Origin of the sequence: Pseudomonas fluorescens (assembly GCF_001648775.1) — a bacterium.
In the GTDB taxonomy this organism is placed as follows: Bacteria; Pseudomonadota; Gammaproteobacteria; order Pseudomonadales; family Pseudomonadaceae; genus Aquipseudomonas; species Aquipseudomonas fluorescens_M.
In genome coordinates this window covers 181,396-204,139 of record NZ_LVEJ01000003.1, presented here as the reverse complement: position 1 = coordinate 204,139, position 22,744 = coordinate 181,396, and the positions used below count along the sequence as shown (strand labels likewise).

20 protein-coding genes are annotated in these 22,744 nt (G+C 60.5%); 11 read left to right on the top strand and 9 right to left on the bottom strand.

The features are described 5' to 3' along the window. Nucleotides 1-12 precede the first annotated feature (12 nt). From A8O26_RS05390 to A8O26_RS05375, 4 genes are read right to left on the bottom strand one after another with little or no spacing between them, the layout of a single operon-like run. Complete coding sequence (locus A8O26_RS05390; RefSeq protein ID WP_064117094.1) at nucleotides 13-540, bottom strand: pilus assembly protein PilP; 528 nt, start codon at nucleotides 538-540, stop codon at nucleotides 13-15. Beyond that, nucleotides 537-1,160, bottom strand: a complete 624-nt coding sequence (gene pilO, locus A8O26_RS05385) for a type 4a pilus biogenesis protein PilO (protein WP_064117093.1) — start codon at nucleotides 1,158-1,160, stop codon at nucleotides 537-539. The genes A8O26_RS05390 and pilO overlap by 4 nt, the downstream gene beginning before the upstream one ends. Continuing rightward, nucleotides 1,157-1,723: a PilN domain-containing protein gene (locus A8O26_RS05380; RefSeq protein ID WP_064117092.1), complete on the bottom strand. Its 567-nt coding sequence runs from the start codon at nucleotides 1,721-1,723 to the stop codon at nucleotides 1,157-1,159. Before A8O26_RS05380 ends, pilO begins: the two co-directional genes overlap by 4 nt. Next, complete coding sequence (locus tag A8O26_RS05375) at nucleotides 1,723-2,787, bottom strand: pilus assembly protein PilM (RefSeq protein ID WP_064117091.1); 1,065 nt, start codon at nucleotides 2,785-2,787, stop codon at nucleotides 1,723-1,725. Before A8O26_RS05375 ends, A8O26_RS05380 begins: the two co-directional genes overlap by 1 nt. A gap of 215 nt (nucleotides 2,788-3,002) precedes the next feature. Here A8O26_RS05375 and A8O26_RS05370 point away from each other — a divergent pair, with 215 nt between their 5' ends. Continuing rightward, a complete protein-coding gene (locus tag A8O26_RS05370; protein WP_064117090.1) occupies nucleotides 3,003-5,450 on the top strand; it encodes a penicillin-binding protein 1A in 2,448 nt (815 codons plus the stop codon). Nucleotides 5,451-5,792: 342 nt separating this feature from the next. On the opposite strand, the gene A8O26_RS05365 is transcribed toward A8O26_RS05370, so the two are convergent. From A8O26_RS05365 to rpmE, 3 genes are all read right to left on the bottom strand, one after another. Then, nucleotides 5,793-7,061, bottom strand: a complete 1,269-nt coding sequence (locus A8O26_RS05365; RefSeq protein ID WP_064117089.1) for a malic enzyme-like NAD(P)-binding protein — start codon at nucleotides 7,059-7,061, stop codon at nucleotides 5,793-5,795. Nucleotides 7,062-7,244: 183 nt separating this feature from the next. Next, nucleotides 7,245-8,045 carry a thermonuclease family protein gene (locus tag A8O26_RS05360; RefSeq protein ID WP_064117308.1) on the bottom strand — a complete coding sequence of 267 codons (801 nt, stop codon included), beginning with the start codon at nucleotides 8,043-8,045 and terminating at the stop codon, nucleotides 7,245-7,247. 14 nt (nucleotides 8,046-8,059) lie between these two features. Further along, complete coding sequence (gene rpmE, locus A8O26_RS05355) at nucleotides 8,060-8,287, bottom strand: 50S ribosomal protein L31 (protein WP_007909403.1); 228 nt, start codon at nucleotides 8,285-8,287, stop codon at nucleotides 8,060-8,062. A 287-nt stretch (nucleotides 8,288-8,574) separates the two neighbouring features. Here rpmE and A8O26_RS05350 point away from each other — a divergent pair, with 287 nt between their 5' ends. Next, complete coding sequence (locus tag A8O26_RS05350; protein ID WP_064117088.1) at nucleotides 8,575-10,794, top strand: primosomal protein N'; 2,220 nt, start codon at nucleotides 8,575-8,577, stop codon at nucleotides 10,792-10,794. Between the two features lie 76 nt (nucleotides 10,795-10,870). Here A8O26_RS05350 and A8O26_RS30430 read toward each other — a convergent pair whose 3' ends face one another. Continuing rightward, a complete protein-coding gene (locus tag A8O26_RS30430) occupies nucleotides 10,871-10,993 on the bottom strand; it encodes a hypothetical protein (protein ID WP_301336272.1) in 123 nt (40 codons plus the stop codon). On the opposite strand from A8O26_RS30430, the gene argS reads away from it, so the two are divergent. The 9 genes from argS (at nucleotide 10,992) to A8O26_RS05305 (ending at nucleotide 21,544) form a co-directional block, all read left to right on the top strand. After that, the gene (gene argS / locus A8O26_RS05345; RefSeq protein ID WP_064117087.1) at nucleotides 10,992-12,728 is read left to right on the top strand and encodes an arginine--tRNA ligase; all 1,737 of its coding nucleotides are present in this window, start codon (nucleotides 10,992-10,994) and stop codon (nucleotides 12,726-12,728) included. The genes A8O26_RS30430 and argS overlap by 2 nt on opposite strands. A 1-nt stretch (nucleotide 12,729) precedes the next feature. After that, on the top strand, nucleotides 12,730-13,446 hold the full coding sequence (locus A8O26_RS05340) for an SPOR domain-containing protein (RefSeq protein ID WP_007909385.1): 717 nt from the start codon (nucleotides 12,730-12,732) through the stop codon (nucleotides 13,444-13,446). A 241-nt stretch (nucleotides 13,447-13,687) separates the two neighbouring features. Continuing rightward, entirely contained in the window at nucleotides 13,688-14,218 is a 531-nt protein-coding gene (hslV, locus tag A8O26_RS05335; RefSeq protein WP_064117086.1) for an ATP-dependent protease subunit HslV, read from the top strand. A 54-nt stretch (nucleotides 14,219-14,272) separates the two neighbouring features. Then, complete coding sequence (hslU, locus tag A8O26_RS05330) at nucleotides 14,273-15,610, top strand: ATP-dependent protease ATPase subunit HslU (protein WP_064117085.1); 1,338 nt, start codon at nucleotides 14,273-14,275, stop codon at nucleotides 15,608-15,610. A gap of 153 nt (nucleotides 15,611-15,763) precedes the next feature. Beyond that, nucleotides 15,764-16,141 carry a gamma-butyrobetaine hydroxylase-like domain-containing protein gene (locus A8O26_RS05325; RefSeq protein ID WP_064117084.1) on the top strand — a complete coding sequence of 126 codons (378 nt, stop codon included), beginning with the start codon at nucleotides 15,764-15,766 and terminating at the stop codon, nucleotides 16,139-16,141. A gap of 258 nt (nucleotides 16,142-16,399) precedes the next feature. Next, on the top strand, nucleotides 16,400-18,079 hold the full coding sequence (phaC, locus tag A8O26_RS05320) for a class II poly(R)-hydroxyalkanoic acid synthase (RefSeq protein ID WP_064117083.1): 1,680 nt from the start codon (nucleotides 16,400-16,402) through the stop codon (nucleotides 18,077-18,079). A 137-nt stretch (nucleotides 18,080-18,216) separates the two neighbouring features. Next, nucleotides 18,217-19,071: a poly(3-hydroxyalkanoate) depolymerase gene (gene phaZ / locus A8O26_RS05315; protein ID WP_008080635.1), complete on the top strand. Its 855-nt coding sequence runs from the start codon at nucleotides 18,217-18,219 to the stop codon at nucleotides 19,069-19,071. 139 nt (nucleotides 19,072-19,210) lie between these two features. Further along, entirely contained in the window at nucleotides 19,211-20,893 is a 1,683-nt protein-coding gene (phaC, locus tag A8O26_RS05310; protein WP_064117082.1) for a class II poly(R)-hydroxyalkanoic acid synthase, read from the top strand. Between the two features lie 30 nt (nucleotides 20,894-20,923). Continuing rightward, on the top strand, nucleotides 20,924-21,544 hold the full coding sequence (locus tag A8O26_RS05305) for a TetR/AcrR family transcriptional regulator (RefSeq protein ID WP_064117081.1): 621 nt from the start codon (nucleotides 20,924-20,926) through the stop codon (nucleotides 21,542-21,544). Between the two features lie 272 nt (nucleotides 21,545-21,816). Here A8O26_RS05305 and A8O26_RS05300 read toward each other — a convergent pair whose 3' ends face one another. Beyond that, nucleotides 21,817-22,743 (bottom strand): phasin family protein, encoded by a 927-nt coding sequence (locus A8O26_RS05300; RefSeq protein WP_064117080.1) that lies wholly within the window; start codon nucleotides 22,741-22,743, stop codon nucleotides 21,817-21,819. Between the last annotated feature and the right edge of the window lies 1 nt (nucleotide 22,744).

Below are 22,744 nucleotides of genomic sequence, written 5' to 3'. Positions count from 1 at the left end.
GTTCGACTTCCACTATGAGTGCTCTTTCAAAGGAATGGTGCGCGGACGCTCCAGCCAGGCGCCTTCGCCGTCGGGAACGATTTCGACCACATCGACCTGCGTTGCGCTGATGGCCACGATGCGGCCGTCGTTGCGCCCCAGGTAATCGCCGACCTTCAACCGATGAACCCCGCCTGCCCCGCGCAACAACGCGAAAGAGCCGGAGGCATTGGCAATCGTGCCGACCATCTCGAACTGCTCGATGTTGAAACCTTCGAGGTATTGCTTGACCCGATTGGGGTCCGGTTTGACGTTGCGCGAGCCGTGTCTTTGTCCGGCCAGATCGACACGCACCTGCCGCGAGAACGGGCTGCGCAAGTTGGCAGCGCTGTAGGTAAAGGTTGGGTAGGAGCGGAAAGTCGGAGTGGGTTCGATCTTGCCCGCCGGGCGCAGGCGCACTTCATTCATGTAGGCGTCGAGGTCGCCAAAGTCATTGCCGCCACCGCAGCCGCTCAATGCCAATAGGGTCATCGGCAAGATCAAATAACGGATCGGGGTCATTTCTGCAGCCCCTTGTCGTTATAGCGGTAGGTCTTGGCAAGGATGCTCATGCGCAGCTTCGGCCCGCCCTCTTTATTGGCCGGCGCCAGTTCGAAATCATGCAAGGTGACGATACGCGGCAGCCCGGCCACGCCGCTGACGAACGTTGCGAGGTCGTGATAGGCGCCGGTGACGGTGATCTGAATCGGTAGTTCGATGTAAAACTGTTGAGTGACCTCCGGCAGCAGTTTGATCTCTTCGAACTCCAGACCGCTGCCAAGCCCGGTGCGGGTGATGTCTTCGAGCAATCCCGGGACTTCGGTATCACTGGGTAACTGCCGCAACAGCACGCCAAAGGTGTTTTCCATCTCCTTCATTTGCTGGGTGTACAACTCAAGGTTGGCTGAAAGGCGCGCTTTGCTGGCAAATTGCTCCTTGAGTGTGGCCTCCTCTTCGCGCTTGGCTTCGAGCTGGTTTTCCATGTCGCTGATGAAAAAGTTATAGCCAAGCGCCAGGACCAGCAGCATCAACAGCGCGCCGGCGATGGCTTTCACCGCGGCCGGCCAGGAGCCGATGTTGCTGGTGTCGAGATCGTTGAAATCGATGGCGCGCAGACTATCCAGCCATTCGGACGGCTTCATTGGGCGTCCTCCAGGGTTGGCGGCTGGGTCTGCCGTACGGTCAGTTCAAACGTATTGGTCTGGTCAACCTGACCGGCGGTCGTCGCCTTCACCTCATTGAGGCTCGGCGCGTCGAACCAGTCAGAGGCATCCAGATTGCGCATCAGCTCGGAAACCCGATTGTTCGACTCGGCGGCACCGCTGATCGACAGGGTCTTGCCGGCCATTTTCACGTCGGTGAAATACACGCCATCCGGCAGCGTGCGCGCCAGTTGATCGAAGATCCGCCCACTGATCTGCCGGTTGCCCTGCAAGTCCTGAATGATGCGCATGCGTTCGACCAGTTGCTGGCGGCGCGCCTTGAGCTCGCTGATCTGCTTGATCCGTTCGTCGACCACGGCGATCTGCTTGCCGATGTAGTCGTTGCGCGTCACTTGCCGTTCAATCGCAGCGCTGATGATCTGATCAGCTATGAATACCGCCCCCACCGAACCGACCAGTACACCGGTCAGCGCCAGCAGAAAGCGTTTGCGCCGCTCTTCGCGACGCTCCTCGCGCCAGGGTAAAAGGTTGATCCGCGCCATCAGTCAAAACTCCTGAGCGCGAGCCCGCAGGCAATCATCAGGGCCGGCGCGTCGCTGGCCAGCGCCCCGGCATTGACCTTGCTGCTCAGGGCCATATGGGCAAACGGGTTGGCGACCTGGGTCGGGGTGTTCAGGCGCTGCTCGATCAGCCGATCCAGCCCCGGCACGGACGCCGTGCCGCCCGCCAGTAGAATGTGGTCGACCGCGTTGTACTGCCCCGAGGCGAAGAAGAACTGCAGCGAGCGCGACACTTGTTGCACCAGCGCTTCGCGAAACGGCTGCAAGACTTCACTGACATAGTCGTCGGGCAGACCGCCCTGTTTTTTCGCCAGCCCGGCCTGTTCGATGGTCAAGCCGTAACGGCGCTGGATTTCTTCGGTCAGTTGCCGGCCGCCGAACAGTTGCTCGCGGGTATAGATAATCTTGCCGTTGTGCAGCACGCTGAGGGTGGTCATGGTCGCGCCGATGTCGACCACCGCCACCGTCAGTCGCTCCTGAGAAGCCGCCAGTTGCGTGGCGAGCAGACCGAACGAACGCTCCAGGGCGTAGGCCTCGACATCGACCACACGGGCCGTCAAACCGGCGAGCGCAAGTGCCGCCTCGCGAACTTCGACGTTCTCCTTGCGACAGGCAGCCAGCAGCACGTTGACCCGCTCGGGATTGCGCGCAGATACGCCCTGCACTTCGAAGTCGATGGCGACTTCGTCCAGCGGATAGGGAATGTATTGGTCGGCTTCGATTTTGAGCTGGTTTTCCAGTTCGTCGTCGGACAGTCCCGCGTCCATTTCGATGATCTTGGTGATCACCGCGGACCCGGCCACAGCCACCGCTACGCTCCGGAGCCCGGTGCGCGCCTTGACCAGCACGCGGCTCAGGGCCTGGCCAACGCCTTCGAGCTCGGCGATGTTTTTCTCGACCACGGCATTCGCCGGCAACGGCTCCACCGCGTACGCCTCGACCCGGTAGCGATCACCCTGACGGCTCAGTTCCAGCAGCTTCACTGACGTGGAGCTGATGTCGATCCCCAGTAACGTATTGGTCTTTTTATTGAAGAGTCCCAGCACTACCAATTCCCTATGACTTTCCGTGAGTTACGGACTCTGTAATACGCATTGCGTTCCTTCACCCCGTCTTGACAGAAGCGCAAATGACGCCCCCAGCAGAAAAGTGCTTATAATGCCCAGCGTTTTTTTCTGCTTTTTACTGCCTGCGCGGCCGTTCTGTGTGTAGCCGGAACGCCGTCGCCAAATTCATTCTTTGCCCTGGATGTCCAAACGCCTTGATTCGTCTGCTGAAATTTTTCGGTTGGTCCATCGTCGCCGTTTTCTGCGGACTGCTTTTAGGTCTCAGCGGCGCGTTTCTTTACCTTAGTCCGGGTTTGCCGTCTGTGGAGGCTCTGCGAAGCATTCAGTTGCAGATTCCGCTGCGGGTGTACTCCAGCGACAACAAGTTGATCGCAGAATTTGGCGAAATGCGCCGTACGCCGATCCGTTTCGCCGACATTCCCCCCAATTTCATTAATGCGTTACTAAGTGCTGAAGACGACAATTTCGCCAACCACTATGGCGTCGATCCGAGCAGCCTGATGCGTGCCGCGACCCAACTGGTCAAAAGCGGACACATTCAGTCCGGCGGCAGCACCATCACCATGCAGGTGGCGAAGAACTTCTTCCTGACCAGCGAGCGCAGCTTCTCGCGCAAAACCACCGAAATTCTTTTGGCCCTGCAGATCGAACGACAGCTGACCAAGGACGAAATCCTTGAGCTGTACGTGAACAAAATCTACCTGGGTAACCGCGCCTATGGCATCGAGGCGGCGGCGCAGGTGTATTACGGCAAGTCGATCCGTGACGTCAGCCTGGCGCAGATGGCGATGATCGCCGGCCTGCCGAAAGCCCCGTCGCGCTTCAACCCGCTGGCCAACCCGGCACGCAGCAAAGAGCGTCGCGACTGGATCCTCGGGCGCATGTACAAGCTCGGCAAGATCACTGAGGCGGACTACACCGCCGCGATCAACGAGCCGCTCAACGCCAGCTATCACGTGCCGACGCCGGAAGTGAACGCACCGTATATCGCCGAAATGGCCCGCGCCGAAATGGTTGGCCGTTATGGCAGCGACGCCTACACCGAAGGTTTCCGCGTCACCACCACGGTGCCGAGCAACCTGCAGGAAATGGCCAACACCGCACTGCACGAAGGTTTGATGACCTACGACCAGCGTCACGGCTACCGTGGCCCCGAGTCGCGCCTGCCGGGCAAGACCCGCGAAGCCTGGGCCAGCGAGCTGACCAAACAACGCACCATCAGCAGCCTGGAGCCGGCCATCGTCACTCAGGTCGACAAGAACGGCCTGCAAGTGCTGACTCGCACGGGCGAAGAACACGTCGCCTGGGACACCATGAAATGGGCGCGCCCGTTCCTCAACACCAACAGCATGGGCGCCAACCCGCGCCAGCCGTCAGATGTCGCGCAGGTCGGCGATCTGGTTCGCGTGCAGCGTCAGAAAGACAATTCGCTGAAATTCAGCCAGATCCCGCAGGCGCAAGGTGCGCTGGTATCGCTGGATCCGCAGAACGGGGCGATCCGCTCGCTGGTCGGCGGTTTCGCCTTTGAGCAGAGCAACTACAACCGTGCCATGCAGGCCAAGCGTCAGCCGGGGTCGAGCTTTAAACCGTTCGTCTACAGCGCCGCGCTGGATAACGGCTACACCGCCGCGACCCTGGTCAACGATGCGCCGATCGTGTTCGTCGACGAGTACCTGGACAAGGTCTGGCGTCCGAAAAACGACACCAACACCTTCCTCGGCCCGATCCGCCTGCGTGAGGCGCTGTACAAGTCGCGCAACCTGGTATCGATCCGCTTGCTGCAGGCGATGGGCGTGGGCAAGACCATCGACTACATCACCCGCTTCGGCTTCAACAAGCAGGATCTGCCGCCGAACCTGTCGCTGGCGCTGGGTACCGCGACGCTGACGCCGATGGAGATCGCCACCGGTTGGAGCACGTTCGCCAACGGCGGCTACAAGATCACCCCGTACATCATCGACAAGATCGAAAGCCGCAATGGCGATACGCTGTTTGTGGCCAATCCGCCGACCGTACCGCAGGGTGGCGCGGCGACGGACGGTATCGCCGCGCCAGACGCTCAATCGTTCACAGTCAATGCCGCACCGGTTCCAGGCGAGGCACCGGGCAACGCGGCAGTGCCGCAAGCACCGGCCGTGGCTGAGCGGATCGTCGATGGTCGCACCACCTACATCCTCAACAGTATGTTGCAGGACGTGATCAAGCTCGGCACCGGTCGTCGTGCGCTGGCCATGGGCCGCAGCGACATCGCCGGCAAGACCGGTACCACCAACGAATCGAAAGATGCCTGGTTCTCCGGTTACAACGCCGATTACGTGACCACGGTCTGGACCGGTTTCGACCAGCCGGAAAGCCTCGGTCGCCGTGAGTTCGGCGGCACCGTGGCGCTGCCGATCTGGATGAACTACATGTCGGCAGCGTTGAAGGACAAGCCGCCGCACGTACAGCCTGAGCCGGAAGGCTTGCTGAGCCTGCGCGTGGACCCGGTCAGCGGCCGTGCAGCGACGCCGAGCACGCCGGGCGCGTACTTCGAGCTGTTCAAGTCTGAAGACACACCGCCGTCGGTGAATGAACTGGGCAATGGCACAGCGCCGGGCAGCCCGCTGCCGGCGGATGAGCAGGCGCCGATCGATCTGTTCTGATCCAGCGGTATAGAAAAGCCCCGCCTTCGTGAGAAGAGCGGGGCTTTTTATTACCTGAAAATCAAAAAACCCTCACCCTAGCCCTCTCCCAGAGGAAGAGGGGACTGACCGAGTTGTCTAGCGCTCTACATCGACCTGAGAGAGCTGTGTCGATTATGGATTCAAAACAATACGTTCAGGTCGGCGTAACTCCCGAACATCCCCCAATCAGTCCCCTCTCCCCCTGGGAGAGGGTTAGGGTGAGGGCCCTTGTCGATATGAAATGCGATCCTGAGAATTCCCGAAAACAAAAAAGCCCCGACTCTCACGAGCCGGGGCTTTCGGTTGAAGCGCTACAACGGCTTAGCCGTTGAACACGTCATCCACGCTTTTCAGCGGGTAGTTCTTCGGATACGGCAGGGTAGCCACACCGGTCTCGATTGCGGCTTTGGCCACAGCGTCGGAGATCAGGGTGATCAGACGCTTGTCCATTGGCTTCGGAATGATGTACTCACGGCCGAATTCCAGCGGCGCGCCACCGTAGGCATCGCACACGTCCTGAGGCACAGGCAGCTTGGCCAGTTCACGCAGGGCGTTGGCGGCAGCCACTTTCATTTCTTCGTTGATGCGCTTGGCGCGAACGTCCAGGGCACCACGGAAGATGAACGGGAAGCCCAGAACGTTGTTGACCTGGTTCGGGTAGTCCGAACGGCCGGTGGCCATGATCACGTCGCTACGGGTGGCGTGTGCCAGCTCCGGGGAGATTTCCGGATCCGGGTTCGAGCACGCGAACACGATCGGGTTGGCCGCCATCGACAGCAGGCCTTCAGCGCTCAGCAGGTTCGGACCGGACAGACCGACGAACACGTCAGCGCCTGCCAGTGCGTCAGCCAGGCTGCGCTTGTCGGTAGCGTGAGCGAACACGGCTTTGTACTGGTTCAGGTCGTCACGGCCGGAGTGGATCACGCCGGTACGGTCAACCATGAAGATGTTTTCGATGCGTGCGCCCATGCTCACCAGCAATTTCATGCAGGAGATGGCGGCAGCGCCGGCGCCCAGGCAGACGATTTTCGCTTCCGGCAGGGTTTTGCCGGCGATTTCGAGGGCGTTGATCATGCCTGCAGCGGTCACGATCGCGGTGCCGTGCTGGTCATCGTGGAATACCGGAATGTCGCACTGCTCGATCAGAGCACGTTCGATCTCAAAGCACTCTGGCGCCTTGATGTCTTCCAGGTTGATGCCACCGAAAGTGATGGAGATGCGTTTTACGGTGTCGATGAAGGCTTGCGGGCTTTCCGAGTCGACTTCGATGTCGAACACGTCGATGCCGGCGAAGCGCTTGAACAGTACGCCTTTACCTTCCATCACTGGCTTGGAAGCCAATGGGCCGAGGTTACCCAGGCCGAGAATCGCGGTGCCATCGGAAATGACTGCAACCAGGTTGCCCTTGCCGGTGTATTTGTAGGCCAGTTCAGGATCGCGAGCGATCTCACGCACTGGTTCAGCTACGCCGGGGCTGTAGGCCAGCGACAAGTCGCGAGCGGTAGCAGTGGCCTTGGTGAGCTCGACACTCAGCTTCCCTGGACGAGGATTGGCATGATATTCGAGAGCGGCAGTTTTCAGATCAGACATTTTGGCATTCCGCTTTTTACTGTTGGACAGACTGGTCAGCGAGGATACGCGCCTCGCAAAGTCCCTACAAGACTGAGCGGTCACCCCTGTCAAGCGCCCTGTCCTACGACTTTGGGCCAAGAGCCACGGCGCACAAGGGCTTGACTGTTCACAATCGACAGAAAAAATGTCTACAATTTTTATTCAGCGAGAAGTTTTCAGCATGCTCGGATCAGTCAACGGCAGTAACCAGCGCGACTGACCCGATTGCAATCCACCGCGCCGCGAGCGATCGACGATCCAGCCGCGCGCCTCAACCTGCTTGCCTTTCAGCGCCTGCAATCGGACATTGTCGAATTGTCCGACCAGATTGGGTGCAACGCGCAATACAAGCGCGTCCTGCAACTCGATCCAGATTCCGCCGCGATTGCGCTGAACCTTGCTCACACGCCCACTGATCACGGCGAAACCCGAGCGCTGGATCTGCCCCGCTTTCAGTACAGGAGATTGCCGCCAGATGCCTCGTCCGGCTCGTCGTGCGACGTTTTCAGCGGCTTGCTGACAGGCGACAAGATCGACATTCGGCGCCACCGCGACCTGAAAACCAAAGCCATCGGCGAGCATTTGCGCTTCGAGATTGACGCCGCTGGCACTGTAAATGTGCGCAAGCGTACGTCCGTAATGGTCTTTGGCTTGCTTGCCGGGGCGCAAACCGACACGTCCACCGCTGGCATCGACCAGGGCTTGCAGCCGTTGGCGCGCCGCCACCGCGAGAGGTTCGTCGCTGCGCCCCTGCTTGCCCAACTCAGGCGTATTAAGGCCGATCATGCGCACGCTGCGACCGTCGCTCAGACGCACCGTATCGCCATCGACCACCCGTTGCACCGCGACGCTAGTCAGCCGCGAAGGCGCGGGACAGAAGGCCTGCGCGCCGGACAGCCAAATCGCGGACACAAAAAAGGCGCCCGCGAGGGGCGCCTTTTTCAGCAACGAGGAAAAGCCCACCGGGCCCTTCAACCTTACTCTGCAGCAGCAGGTTTCTTGCCGAAAGCACCGAAACGGTCTGCGAACTTCTGAACGCGACCACCGGTGTCCAGAGTCTTCTGCTTACCGGTGTAGAACGGGTGGCATTCGTTGCACACGTCGATTGGCAGAGCTTTGCCGAAAGTCGAACGGGTTTCGAACTTGTTGCCACAGCTGCAGGTAACAGCGATGACTGGGTAATTCGGGTGGATATCAGCTTTCATGGTGTCTTCCTCAGCTAGCGTGCCGCCACCCAACACTATTGTTGAATACCGCACGTAATTAGGCCGCGGATTCTACCAGACCTTTTCAAACACGCAAGCTGTCACCGAGACCGACCGTCTGCTAGGCTCCCGGCCTTGAACGCATTCCCCTGTGGGAGCGAGCTTGCTCGCGAATGCGTTGTGTCAGTCAGTCTTTAAGCGCCTGATACACCGCCTTCGCGAGCAAGCTCGCTCCCACAATTGATCTGCGCTCAACCCTTCTTTTGCGTTTATAGAGATCCCCCCGCGTGCCCGACGCCATTCTGCGCCTCGCCTTGCCTTCGCCCTTGCGCCGCCTGTTCGACTATCGGGCGCCGGCCGGCGTGCTGCGCGAGCAATTGCAGCCGGGCATGCGTCTGCGAGTGCCGTTTGGCCGCCGCGAGATGATCGGCATTCTGGTCGAAGTCACGGACACCAGCGAAGTACCGGTGGAGAAACTGAAACCGGCGCTGGCCCTGCTCGATGCCACGCCGCCGTTGCCGCCAGCCCTGTTCAAGCTGTGCCTGTGGACGTCGCAGTATTATCAGCACAGCCTCGGCGACACCTTGAGCTGGGCGTTGCCGGTGCTGCTGCGCCAGGGTGAACTGGCCGAGGCGCGACAGGAGCGCTTCTGGTCGATCACTCCCGGCGCCAGCCTTGATGACCCGCGCATTGCCCGCGCGCCGCGCCAGCGCGAAGCACTGGCGACGCTGGCCCAGCACCCGCACGGCGTCGCCCATCAGTTGCTGAGCAAATTGATGCTGAGCAAGGACAGCCTTGATCTGCTGCTGGCAAAGAACCTCGTGCAAGTGGAAATCCGCCGCCATGCACCGGGCGCGCGCCACGAACACTGGCTGGCGCAACCGGAATTGCCGCTCAACGCTGAACAGCGCGCCGCCTACGAGGCCATCCGCGCCGGATTCGACAGTTATCACGCGTTCCTGCTGGCCGGGGTCACCGGCAGCGGCAAGACCGAAGTCTATTTGCAGCTGATCCGCGAAACCCTCGAAGCCGGCAAACAGGCACTGGTGCTGATCCCGGAAATCAACCTCGGCCCGCAGACACTCGCGCGCTTCGAACAGCGCTTCAATGCGCGCATCGCCCTGCTGCACTCGGCGGTCAATGACCGCGAGCGCCTCGACGCCTGGCTCGCCGCCCGAGATGGCGAGGCCGACATTATTATCGGCACGCGTTCGGCGCTGTTCACGCCGATGAAAAACCCCGGGCTGATCATCATCGACGAAGAGCACGACGGCTCTTATAAACAGCAGGAAGGCCTGCGTTACCACGCCCGCGATCTGGCGTTGGTACGTGCACGGCAGGAAAACATCCCGATCGTGCTCGGTTCCGCCACGCCATCTCTGGAAAGTCTGCACAACGCCTACACCGGCCGTTACGGCCTGCTGCGCCTGAATGAACGTGCCGGCGGCGCCAAGCAGCCACGTTTCCTGCGGCTGGACGTGAAAAGCCGTCCACTCGACAGCGGGATTTCCGGGCCGATGCAGCAAGCCATTGGCCAGACGCTCGCCAATGGCCAGCAAGTATTGGTCTTCCTCAACCGTCGCGGTTTCGCGCCGACGCTGTTGTGCCACGACTGCGGCTGGATGTCCGAGTGTTCGCGTTGTGACGCAAGGATGACCGTGCACCAACGCTATGGCGAATTGCGCTGCCACCACTGCGGCTACGTGGAACGTACGCCGCGCCAGTGTCCGAAGTGCAACAAGGTCGATCTGCGGCCCGTCGGCGCCGGCACCGAGCGCGCCGAAGAACGTTTGGCGATTTTGTTCCCGGATTACCCGGTGCTGCGCGTCGACCGCGACAGCACGTCGCGCAAGGACGCAATGAATCAGCTGTTCGCGACGATTCAGAAGGGCCAGCCCTGCATTCTGGTCGGCACACAGATGTTGGCCAAAGGGCACCATTTTCCACGGGTGACGCTGGTGTCGATTCTCGATGCCGACGGAGGCTTGTTCTCCGGCGACTTCCGCGCCAGCGAGCGCATGGCGCAGTTGATCGTGCAGGTCGCCGGCCGTGCGGGCCGAGCCGAAGAGCCGGGCAAAGTGATCATCCAGACCCACCTCGCCGACCATCCCCTATTGGTGCAACTGACCGAGCAGGGCTATTTCGCCTTTGCCGAGCAGGCCTTGAGCGAACGCCGCGCCGCCGGGCTGCCGCCGTTTGCGCATCTGGCGCTGTTGCGTGCCGAAGCGCACAAGCCAGGGCAGGCGGAAGGTTTTCTCGATGAGGCGTGCAGCGAGGCTGAGCGCTTGTTGGCCGAACAGAATTTGACCGGCATCGAGCTGCTCGGGCCAGTGCCGGCGCCGATGGAGCGGCGGGCCGGGCGGTATCGCGCACAGCTGTTGTTGCAGGCGACCGCGCGGGCGCCGCTGCACCGGTTGCTGGCCAGTTGGTTGCTGGTGCTGGAGCAGATGCCGAGTGGGCGCGCGGTGCGCTGGTCGCTGGATGTCGATCCCGTCGATTTGTATTGATAGAAGGATCGTCTTCGCGAGCAGGCTCGCTCCTACAGGAATTGCACCGCCCTCGCTCGCGAAAGTGATCTATTTGTCACCACACATCCACATCCTGCCTGCTAAGGTTGGCAAGCCCGTCTTCGCAACGGATAATGCCCAGTTTTTCCACCCGCGCATCGATGCGCCCGCCGCGCTTGCGGTCGAAAGAGAAGACCATGAAAGACACCATTCGCCAGCTGATCCAACAAGCCCTCACCCAACTCGTCAACGAAGGTGTGTTGCCTGAAGGCCTGACGCCGGCGATCCAGGTGGAGAACGCCCGCGACAAGACGCACGGCGACTTTGCCAGCAACATCGCCATGATGCTGGCCAAGCCTGCGGGCATGAAGCCGCGCGATCTGGCGGAAAAAATCATCGCCGCGCTGCCGGCTGACGAGAACGTCACCAAGGCCGAAATCGCCGGCCCGGGCTTCATCAACTTCTTCCAGAACACCCAGGCTTTGGCTTCGCGTCTCGACGCCGCACTGGCCGACGCCAACGTTGGCGTGCGCAAGGCTGGCCCGGCGCAGCGCACCGTGGTCGACCTGTCGGCTCCTAACCTGGCCAAAGAAATGCACGTTGGCCACTTGCGCTCGACCATCATTGGCGACGGCGTGGCCCGCGTCCTCGAATTCCTCGGCGACGAAGTGATCCGTCAGAACCACGTTGGCGACTGGGGCACCCAGTTCGGCATGCTGATGGCGTACCTGCAGGAAAACCCGATCACCAGCGACGAGCTGTCCGATCTGGAAAACTTCTACCGCGCCGCCAAGCAGCGTTTCGACGAATCCGCAGAATTCGCCGACCGCGCCCGTGGCCTGGTGGTCAAGCTGCAGGCCGGCGACGCCGAGTGCCTGGCGCTGTGGACCAAGTTCAAGGACATCTCGCTGTCGCACTGCCAGAAGATCTACGAACTGCTCAACGTCAAACTGACCATGGCCGACGTGATGGGCGAAAGCGCCTACAACGACGACCTGATCAATGTGGTCAACGACCTGAAAGCCGCTGGCATGCTGGTCGAGAGTAATGGCGCCCAGTGCGTGTTCCTCGACGAGTTCAAGAACGCCGACGGCGACCCGCTGCCAGTGATCATCGTCAAGGCTGACGGCGGCTACCTGTACGCCACCACTGACCTGGCCGCCGTGCGCTACCGCAGTGGCAAACTGAAAGCCGATCGCGCGCTGTACTTCGTCGATCAGCGTCAGGCCCTGCACTTCCAGCAAGTGTTCGCCGTGGCGCGCAAGGCCGGTTTCGTCACCCATCCGATGGAGATGGAACACATGGGCTTCGGCACTATGAACGGCGCCGACGGCCGTCCGTTCAAGACCCGTGACGGCGGCACCGTGAAGCTGATCGACCTGCTGACCGAAGCGCAGGAACGTGCATACAGCCTGGTCAAAGAGAAGAACCCTACGCTGGCCGAAGACGAACTGCGCAACATCGCCAAAGTCGTCGGCATCGGCGCGGTGAAGTACGCCGACCTGTCGAAGCACCGCACCAGTGACTACAGCTTCAACTTCGACCTGATGCTGAATTTCGAAGGCAACACTGCTCCATACCTGCTGTACGCCTACACCCGTGTGGCCGGTGTGTTCCGCAAACTGGGCAAGGACTTCAGCGAAGTCGATGGCCAGATCGTGCTGGAAGCCGCGCACGAGCAAGAGCTGGCGGCGAAACTGGCGCAGTTCGGCGAAGTGCTGAACAACGTGTCCGACAAAGGCACGCCGCACATTCTCTGCACCTACCTGTACGACGTTGCCGGTCTGTTCTCCAGCTTCTACGAGAACTGCCCGATCCTCGCTGCCGAAACCCCGGCCCAGATGCAGAGCCGTCTGCGCCTGGCCGCGCTGACCGGTCGCACCCTCAAGCAAGGCCTGGAGCTGTTGGGTCTGGAAACTCTGGAGCGTATGTAAGTTGGCTGCCAAGAAAAAACCTGCACCCAAGCGTGGCGCCAGCCGTTACCAAGCTCCTGCAAAGCAACCGATTCCGGGTTGGCTGTGGATGGCCATCGGCCTGACGGTCGGCGCGTTCATCGTGTTTCTGATGAAGCTGGAGCCGGGCAAGGGCAGCGACACGGTCAAGCGTGAGAAGGTCGAGCAGGCGCAACAGCAGAAAGCGTCGAAAATCGCCGAGGCCAACAAGACCCCGCCGAGCCCGACTCAACCGGTGAAGCCGAAGTACGACTTCTACACCCTGTTGCCGGAATCGGAAGTGATCGTGCCGCCGGACGCCGTGCCGGAGAAGACGTTGCCGACGCCACAAGTGCCGGCCATCCCGACCACGCCAGTGACCCCGGCGGAAGCGGCGAAGATCGACACCGCCCGTGCTCAGGCTGCTCTGGCCGGGATTACCCCGCCGCCAGCACCGCCGGTGAGCAAAGCGGCGCCAGTGACCAAGTTCTTCTTGCAGGCCGGTTCGTTCCGTAAGGAAACCGATGCTGACAAGGTCCGCGCGCAGATCATTCTGCTTGGCCAGGCGGTGGCGGTTGAGTCCGGCACGGTGAAGGATGAAACCTGGTACCGCGTCTTGGTCGGCCCGTTCAGTAACCGTGAACAACTGACCACGGCGCAGAAACAACTGGCCGGTGCTGGCTTCAGCAACCTGTTGTTACAACAACGCCAGAGCCGCTGATTTCGTCAGAGTCACCGTGTCACCGTGTCATCGTTCTTCGCGAGCAAGCTCGCTCCCACAGGCTATGCGCTGTCCCTGTGGGAGCGAGCCTGCTCGCGAAGGCGTCATAACCAGCACCACAAAATTCTGATCTGCCCTCCGCCGTTCGTCCCTCCGCACCCTGCCCGGTTGAAATCCTCTCCAGCACCCCCATATGAATGGGCATAAGGCACTTTCGCCCCGCTGTGTGGAGACTCTTCCCTTGACCACCATCGTTTCAGTCCGCCGTCACGGCAAAGTCGTCATGGGCGGCGACGGCCAGGTTTCTCTCGGCAATACCGTGATGAAAGGCAACGCGAAAAAAGTTCGTCGCCTGTACCACGGCCAGGTCATCGCCGGTTTTGCCGGTGCCACCGCCGACGCCTTTACCCTCTTCGAACGCTTCGAAGGCCAGCTTGAAAAACATCAGGGCCACCTGGTGCGTGCCGCTGTCGAACTCGCCAAAGAATGGCGCACCGACCGCTCCCTGAGCCGCCTCGAAGCGATGCTCGCGGTCGCCAACAAAGACGCCTCGCTGATCATTACCGGCAACGGTGACGTGGTCGAACCCGAAGATGGCCTGATCGCCATGGGTTCCGGCGGCGGCTACGCGCAGGCTGCGGCCAGCGCCCTGCTGAAAAAGACCGACCTGTCGGCCCGTGAAATCGTCGAAACCGCACTGGGCATCGCTGCCGACATCTGCGTATTCACCAACCACACTCAGACCATTGAGGAGCAGGATCTCGCTGAATAAGCCTGACGCGGCCCTGTGCCACGGCTTGTTTCTGCTTGAGGACCGTCAACTACTATGTCCATGACTCCCCGCGAAATCGTCCACGAACTCAACCGCCACATCATCGGCCAGGACGATGCCAAGCGCGCCGTCGCGATTGCCCTGCGCAACCGCTGGCGCCGCATGCAGCTGCCTGAAGAGCTGCGTGTTGAAGTGACCCCGAAGAACATCCTGATGATCGGCCCGACCGGTGTCGGTAAAACCGAGATCGCCCGTCGTCTGGCGAAACTCGCCAACGCGCCGTTCATCAAGGTCGAAGCGACCAAGTTCACCGAAGTCGGTTACGTCGGTCGTGACGTCGAATCGATCATCCGTGATCTGGCTGACGCTGCGATCAAAATGCTCCGTGAGCAGGAAATGACCCGCGTGCGTCACCGCGCCGAAGACGCTGCCGAGGATCGTATCCTCGACGCGCTGCTGCCGCCGGCCCGCATGGGCTTCAGCAACGAAGAAGCACCGAGCTCCGATTCCAACACCCGTCAGCTGTTCCGCAAGCGCCTGCGCGAAGGTCAGCTGGATGACAAGGAAATCGAGATCGAAGTCGCCGAAGTGGCCGGCATCGAAATCGCCACGCCGCCCGGCATGGAAGAAATGACCAACCAGTTGCAGTCGCTGTTCGCCAACATGGGCAAGGGCAAGAAGAAAGCGCGCAAGCTCAAGGTCAAAGAAGCGCTGAAGCTGGTGCGCGACGAGGAAGCCGGGCGTCTGGTCAACGAAGAAGAGCTGAAAGCCAAAGCGCTGGAAGCGGTTGAACAGCACGGCATCGTGTTCATCGACGAGATCGACAAAGTCGCCAAGCGTGGCAATGTCGGCGGCGCCGATGTCTCCCGTGAAGGCGTGCAACGCGACCTGCTGCCGCTGATCGAAGGCTGCACCGTCAACACCAAACTGGGCATGGTCAAGACTGACCACATCCTGTTCATCGCGTCCGGTGCGTTCCACCTGAGCAAGCCGAGCGATCTGGTGCCTGAGCTGCAAGGTCGTCTGCCGATTCGCGTCGAACTCAAGGCCCTGAGCCCGGAAGACTTCGAACGCATCCTCAGCGAACCGCACGCTTCGCTCACCGAGCAATATTGCGCGCTGCTGAAAACCGAAGGCCTGAACATCCAGTTCCAGCCCGAAGGCATCAAGCGTCTGGCGGAGATCGCCTGGCAGGTCAACGAGAAGACCGAGAACATCGGTGCCCGTCGTCTGCACACCCTGCTGGAGCGTCTGCTTGAAGAGGTGTCGTTCAGCGCCGGTGATCTGGCCAGCACCCACGATGAGAAGCCGATTCTGATCGACGCCGAATACGTCAACAGCCACCTCGGCGAATTGGCGCAGAACGAAGACCTGTCCCGTTATATCCTGTAAGCCATACTTACAGCGGTAGCGGACCCTGTGGGAGCGAGCTTGCTCGCGAAGAGGCCGTGTCAGTCGACATCAACGTCGTCTGACACACCGCTTTCGCGAGCAAGCTCGCTCCCACATTTGTTCAAGGGTCGCCCACACATCGGACGCCAGCCCATGACTCAAATCCCCACCGACATCAAACTGCACAAAGCCTCGAAAACCCTGACGCTCACTTACGCGTCCGGCGAGGAATACACCCTGCCCGCCGAATTCCTGCGCGTACATTCTCCCTCCGCCGAGGTCCAGGGCCACGGCAAACCGATCCTGCAATTCGGCAAGATCAACGTCGGTCTGAGCAAACTGGAACCGGCCGGTCACTACGCACTGAAACTGACCTTCGACGACGGTCACGACAGCGGCCTGTTCACCTGGGATTATCTCTACGAGCTGGGGCGACGTCATGACGCACTCTGGGCCGATTATCTGGCCGAGCTCAAAGCGGCGGGAAAAACCCGCGACCCGAACGAGTCCATCGTCAAGCTGATGCTCTAGCCCGAGCCTTGCGCTCATTAGAGGGCATTTTCTAAATTCATCTATTTGAATGCTCTGCTGTGTGGCCGAGGATCGGCCTGCTTGCGAAAAAAATTAAACTCGGGTAACCAATGGAGCTGGCAAGTTCCCTGCAGTGCTCTACGACTGTAAAGCAGCTATGCAGAATTAACGGTCACCCGAGCAGTAGTACCTGGCATTGGCTGTGGAACTGCACAGCAGAAAACCGGGTACTCGTCTCAGGACAATGGAGCGTCGTAGATGAGTAACAAGAATAACGATGACCTGAAGTACCAAGCCTCGGAAAACACCCTGGGGCTTAATCCCGTCGTTGGGCTACGCGGAAAGGATCTGCTGGCCTCTGCTCGTATGGTGCTGAAACAGGCCATTAAACAACCGATCCATAGCGTCAAACACGTCACCCATTTCGGCCTCGAACTGAAGAACGTGTTGTTCGGCAAATCCGAACTGCAACCGGCTGGCGATGACCGTCGCTTCGCCGATCCTGCGTGGAGCCAGAACCCGCTCTACAAACGTTATCTGCAAACTTACCTGGCATGGCGCAAGGAACTCCATTCCTGGATCGATGACAGTAGTCTGTCACCCAAAGATATCGCCCGCGGCCACTTCGTCATCAACCTGATGACCGAAGCCATGGCCCCGACCAACACCGCCGCCAACCCGGCTGCGGTGAAACGCTTCTTCGAGACCGGCGGCAAAAGCCTGCTCGATGGCCTCTCGCATCTGGCCAAGGATCTGGTGCACAACGGCGGCATGCCGAGTCAGGTCAACATGGGCGCGTTCGAGGTCGGCAAGAGCCTTGGTGTCACCGAAGGCGCGGTGGTGTTTCGCAACGACGTGCTGGAGCTGATCCAATACAAGCCGATCACCGAGCAAGTCCACGAGCGTCCACTGCTGGTGGTGCCGCCGCAGATCAACAAATTCTACGTATTCGATTTGAGCCCGGACAAAAGTCTGGCGCGTTTCTGCCTGCGCAATAACGTGCAGACGTTCATCGTCAGCTGGCGCAACCCGACCAAGGCCCAGCGCGAGTGGGGCCTGTCGACGTACATCGATGCGCTGAAAGAAGCGGTCGACGTGGTTACCGCGATCACCGGCAGCAAAGACGTGAACATGCTCGGCGCTTGCTCCGGTGGCATCACCTGTACCGCCCTGCTTGGCCACTACGCGGCGATCGGCGAGAAGAAGGTCAATGCCCTCACGCTGCTGGTCAGCGTGCTCGACACGACGCTGGACAGCGACGTCGCCCTGTTCGTCGACGAGCAGACCCTGGAAACCGCCAAGCGCCACTCGTACCAGGCCGGCGTGCTCGAAGGCAAAGACATGGCCAAGGTCTTCGCGTGGATGCGCCCCAACGACTTGATCTGGAACTACTGGGTCAACAACTACCTGCTCGGCAACGAGCCGCCGGTGTTCGACATCCTGTTCTGGAACAACGACACCACACGGTTGCCCGCTGCGTTCCACGGCGACCTGATCGAGATGTTCAAAAACAACCCACTGATCCGCCCGAATGCACTGGAAGTGTGCGGTACGCCGATCGACCTCAAGCAGGTCACCGCCGACATTTTCTCGCTGGCCGGCACCAACGACCACATCACACCGTGGAAGTCCTGCTACAAGTCGGCGCAGCTGTTTGGTGGCAAGGTCGAGTTCGTGTTGTCGAGCAGCGGGCATATCCAGAGCATTCTGAACCCGCCGGGCAACCCGAAATCGCGTTACATGACCGGCGAAGAAATGGCCGCGAATGCCGATGAGTGGCAGGAAAACTCGACCAAGCACACCGATTCCTGGTGGCTGTACTGGCAGACGTGGCAGGCCGAGCGCTCGGGCAACCTGAAAAAGGCCCCGCTGAAACTGGGCAACAAGGCATATCCGGCGGGTGAAGCCTCGCCGGGCACTTACGTTCACGAACGGTAAAACCTGTGGGAGCGAGCTTGCTCGCGAAAGCGTCGTGTCAGTCACCATCAATGTTGAATGATTGATCGTATTCGCGAGCAAGCTCGCTCCCACAGTTATAAATTTGAGAAACAGACTCCATCCACAGGGCCTGACGCATGCCGCAACCGTTCATATTCCGTACCGTCGATCTGGATGGCCAGACCATCCGCACCGCGGTGCGCCCCGGCAAGCCTCACTTGACGCCCTTGCTGATTTTCAATGGCATCGGCGCCAACCTGGAGCTGGTGTTTCCGTTTGTCGCGGCGCTGGACCCGGATCTGGAAGTGATCGCCTTCGACGTGCCCGGTGTCGGCGGCTCCTCGACGCCTAACCGGCCGTATCGCTTTCCCGGGCTGGCCAAGCTGACGGCACGGATGCTCGATTATCTCGACTACGGTCAGGTCAACGTCATCGGCGTGTCGTGGGGTGGCGCACTCGCGCAGCAATTTGCCTACGACTACCCCGAGCGCTGCAAGAAACTGGTGCTGGCGGCGACCGCTGCCGGTGCAGTGATGGTGCCGGGCAAACCGAAAGTGCTGTGGATGATGGCCAGTCCGCGGCGCTACATTCAACCCTCCCACGTGATTCGCATCGCGCCGCTGATCTACGGCGGCTCGTTCCGTCGCGACCCGACACTGGCGGCCAGTCACGCGGCGAAAGTACGTTCGGCCGGCAAGCTCGGTTACTACTGGCAACTGTTCGCAGGTTTAGGCTGGACCAGCATTCACTGGCTGCACAAGATCCATCAGCCGACGCTGGTGCTGGCCGGCGATGACGATCCACTGATCCCGCTGATCAACATGCGCATGCTCGCCTGGCGCATTCCCAACGCCCAACTGCACATCATCGACGACGGTCATCTGTTCCTGATTACCCGCGCCGAAGCGGTGGCGCCGATCATCATGAAGTTTCTCCAGGAGGAACGTCAGCGGGCAGTGATGCACCCGCATCCGACACCGCTCGGCGGTTAACCCCGGCGGCAGGCTTTATGCAGGCCTTTGGCAAAGAGTGCGCGGCAGGACGCCGCGCAGGCAGCAACCCGCAACAGCGTCTATGGTGTTCTGGTTCGGTGAGTGTGTTTTTGGCCTGAAGACGAAGGAGTGTTGAGTCATGCGCGACAAACCAGCGACGGGCGTGGTGCCCAGCCCCGCCGTGTTCATCAACGCACAAAGTGCGATCACCGGCCTGCGTGGGCGCGATTTGATCTCGACCTTGCGCAGCGTGGCGGCTCACGGTTTGCGCAACCCGATCCACAGTGCGAAGCACGCCTTGAAACTCGGCGGTCAACTGGGCCGCGTGCTGCTCGGCGAAACCCTGCACCCGACCAATCCGAACGACAGCCGCTTCGCCGATCCGGCGTGGAGCCTCAACCCGTTTTACCGGCGCAGCCTGCAGGCGTACCTGGCCTGGCAAAAGCAGGTCAAAAGCTGGATCGATGAAAGCAACATGAGCGATGACGATCGTGCCCGCGCGCACTTCGCCTTCACTCTGCTCAACGACGCCGTAGCGCCGTCCAACACCCTGCTCAACCCGCTGGCGGTGAAAGAGCTGTTCAACTCCGGCGGCCACAGTCTGGTGCGCGGTCTCAGTCATTTGTTCGATGACCTGCTGCACAACGACGGCCTGCCACGCCAAGTGACCAAGCAAGCTTTCGAGGTCGGCAAAACCGTTGCTACTACCACCGGCTCAGTGGTATTTCGCAACGAGATGCTTGAGCTGATCCAGTACAAGCCGATGAGCGAAAAGCAGTACGCCAAGCCGCTGCTGGTGGTGCCGCCGCAAATCAACAAGTACTACATTTTCGACCTCAGCCCGCAGAACAGCTTCGTCCAGTACGCGCTGAAAAACGGCTTGCAGACCTTCATGATCAGTTGGCGCAACCCGGATGTGCGCCATCGCGAATGGGGCCTGTCGACCTACGTCGAAGCCGTAGAAGAAGCGATGAACATCTGCCGGGCGATCACCGGCGCGCGCGAGGTCAACCTGATGGGCGCCTGCGCTGGCGGTCTGACCATCGCCGCCCTGCAAGGGCATTTGCAGGCCAAACGACAACTGCGGCGGGTCTCCAGCGCGACCTATCTGGTCAGCCTGCTCGACAGTGAAATCGAAACCTCAGCCACGCTGTTTGCCGATGAACAAACCCTCGAAGCGGCCAAGCGCCGTTCGTATCAAAAGGGCGTGCTCGACGGTCGCGACATGGCCAAAGTCTTCGCGTGGATGCGCCCCAACGATTTGATCTGGAGCTACTTCGTCAACAACTACCTGTTGGGCAAAGAGCCGCCGGCCTTCGACATCCTCTACTGGAACAACGACAACACCCGTCTGCCGGCTGCCTTTCACGGCGACTTGCTGGACTTTTTCAAGCACAACCCGCTGACCCATCCGGGCGGTCTGGAAGTGTGCGGCACGCCGATCGATCTGCAGAAAGTCACCGTCGACAGCTTCAGCGTCGCCGGCATGAACGACCACATTACGCCGTGGGACGCTGTGTACCGCTCGACCCTGCTGCTCGGTGGCGAACGACGTTTCGTGCTGTCCAACAGCGGCCATGTGCAGAGCATTCTCAACCCGCCGAGCAACCCGAAAGCCGCGTATGTCGAAAACGGCAAGATGAGCAGTGACCCGCGCGCCTGGTATTACGACGGCAAACACGTCGACGGCAGTTGGTGGCCGCAGTGGCTGGAATGGATTCAACAGCGTTCCGGCACGCAGCACGAAACCTCGTTCACCCTCGGCAACCCGAACTATCCACCGATGGAGGCCGCGCCCGGGACTTACGTGCGTGTGCGCTGACGCTTAACCGAACTTTTCTAAGAAGACTGGATGAAAACCCGCGACCGGATTCTCGAATGTGCTTTGCAACTGTTCAACGAAAAGGGCGAGCCGAACGTCTCCACCATGGAGGTGGCCAACGAAATGGGCATCAGCCCGGGCAACCTCTACTACCACTTTCATGGCAAGGAGCCGCTGATTCTCGGGTTGTTCGAACACTTTCAGAATGAACTGGCACCGCTGCTCGATCCGCCGTCGGATGTCGAGTTGGCGCCGGAGGATTACTGGCTGTTCCTGCATTTGATCGTCGAGCGGCTGGCGCAGTATCGGTTTCTGTTTCAGGACCTGTCGAACCTCGCTGGGCGCTTGCCGAAACTGGCCAAGGGCATTCGCAATCTGCTCAATGCATTGAAGCGCACGCTGGCGTCGTTGCTGGCGCGATTGAAGGCGGGGGGTCAGTTGGTCAGTGATACCCAGGCGCTAGGGCAGCTGGTGGAGCAGATCACCATGACGCTGCTGTTTTCGCTGGATTATCAGCGGATTCTGGATCGTGAGGGCGAGGTCAGATTGGTGGTTTATCAGATCATGATGCTGGTGGCGCCGCATCTGTTGCCGCCGGTGAAAGTGGCGACTGAGCGGATGGCCCTGCAATACCTTGAAGATCACGACTGAATCAAAAGCCCCTCACCCTAGCCCTCTCCCGGAGGGAGAGGGGACTGATCCGGGGATGCTGATGAGCTACGCCGACCTGAAATTTCTCTGTTGAATCCATAATCGACTCGGTCTTTCAGGTCGATGCATAGCGAAAGACACCTCGGTCGGCCCCCTCTCCCTCCGGGCGGTCCGACGTTTCGGGAGGGCTGGGGTGAGGGTCAGCTTCAAAAACGCCACAAACAAAAACGCCCGACCTTCACAGGCCGGGCGTTTTGTTTTGCCCTGATGAATCAGGACTGACTGGTTGGCGTCGACGGCGTCGATGCAACAGTCGGGGTAGCCACCGGAGTCGGTGCCGCGGCGGAGTTCGACGCGCTGACCGGTGCTGCCGGGGTGGCAGGTTTGGCTGCAGCAGGCGCTGCTGGCTTCGGCGCAGCGGCTTTCGGCGCGGCCGGTTTTTTCACTGCCGGCTTCTTCGCTGCAGCGGGTTTCGCTGCAGGCTTGGCAGCCGGTTTGGCGGCCGCAGTTTTCGCGGCTGGCTTGGCGGCAGGTTTCGCTGCAGTTTTGGCCGCAGGTTTTGCAGCCGGCTTGGCAGCGGCTTTGGCGGCAACCGGTTTGGCTGCAGCTTTGGCTGCTGGCTTGGCCGCTGCGGTTTTCGCTGCAGGCTTGGCCGCTGCTTTAGCTGCAGGTTTAGCCGCTGCTTTAGCCAATGGCTTGGCAGCGGATTTTGCCGCTGGTTTGGCCGCCGCAGTTTTCGCTGCAGGTTTTGCTGCTGCGGTTTTCGCCGCCACAGGCTGAGCTTTCAGACCGGTGAGTTTCTCGATCTGTTTGGTCAGTGTGTCGACCTTGCTGTTGAGTGCCTTGACCTCATTGCGGCTCGGTACACCAAGGCGCGAAATCGCGCTGTTCAGGCGCTTGTCGAAAGCCCCTTCCAGCTCGTCCCACTTGCCCAGTGCGCGATCTTTCACGCCGCTGATGCGCGACTTGGCCGACGAAGCAGAGTCCTTGGCGGCATCGACTGTTTTGCCAACTGCGGACTTGGTGAGCTTCTCGGCTTTCTCGCCGTCTTTGACCAATGCATCGAAGAGCTTGCTGCCGTCAGTGTCGATCTTCGAGTACACGCCTAAACCAGCCAGCCAGATTTTGCGGGAGTAGGATTCGACCTTCCCGACCCACGAGCTGCTATCTTTTTTATCAGTAGTCTTTTTGCCAGCCATC

Excerpts from the sequence above, each read along its gene's own strand:
- pilO (WP_064117093.1), bottom strand. The coding sequence starts at position 1,160 with ATGAAGCCGTCCGAATGGCTGGATAGTCTGCGCGCCATCGATTTCAAC.
- A8O26_RS05300 (WP_064117080.1), bottom strand. The coding sequence starts at position 22,743 with ATGGCTGGCAAAAAGACTACTGATAAAAAAGATAGCAGCTCGTGGGTC.
- A8O26_RS05305 (WP_064117081.1), top strand. The coding sequence starts at position 20,924 with ATGAAAACCCGCGACCGGATTCTCGAATGTGCTTTGCAACTGTTCAAC.
- A8O26_RS05325 (WP_064117084.1), top strand. The coding sequence starts at position 15,764 with ATGACTCAAATCCCCACCGACATCAAACTGCACAAAGCCTCGAAAACC.
- phaC (WP_064117083.1), top strand. The coding sequence starts at position 16,400 with ATGAGTAACAAGAATAACGATGACCTGAAGTACCAAGCCTCGGAAAAC.
- hslU (WP_064117085.1), top strand. The coding sequence starts at position 14,273 with ATGTCCATGACTCCCCGCGAAATCGTCCACGAACTCAACCGCCACATC.
- rpmE (WP_007909403.1), bottom strand. The coding sequence starts at position 8,287 with ATGAAAGCTGATATCCACCCGAATTACCCAGTCATCGCTGTTACCTGC.
- A8O26_RS30430 (WP_301336272.1), bottom strand. The coding sequence starts at position 10,993 with ATGGTCTTCTCTTTCGACCGCAAGCGCGGCGGGCGCATCGATGCGCGG.
- phaC (WP_064117082.1), top strand. The coding sequence starts at position 19,211 with ATGCGCGACAAACCAGCGACGGGCGTGGTGCCCAGCCCCGCCGTGTTC.
- phaZ (WP_008080635.1), top strand. The coding sequence starts at position 18,217 with ATGCCGCAACCGTTCATATTCCGTACCGTCGATCTGGATGGCCAGACC.
- A8O26_RS05365 (WP_064117089.1), bottom strand. The coding sequence starts at position 7,061 with ATGTCTGATCTGAAAACTGCCGCTCTCGAATATCATGCCAATCCTCGT.
- A8O26_RS05380 (WP_064117092.1), bottom strand. The coding sequence starts at position 1,723 with ATGGCGCGGATCAACCTTTTACCCTGGCGCGAGGAGCGTCGCGAAGAG.
- A8O26_RS05390 (WP_064117094.1), bottom strand. The coding sequence starts at position 540 with ATGACCCCGATCCGTTATTTGATCTTGCCGATGACCCTATTGGCATTG.
- argS (WP_064117087.1), top strand. The coding sequence starts at position 10,992 with ATGAAAGACACCATTCGCCAGCTGATCCAACAAGCCCTCACCCAACTC.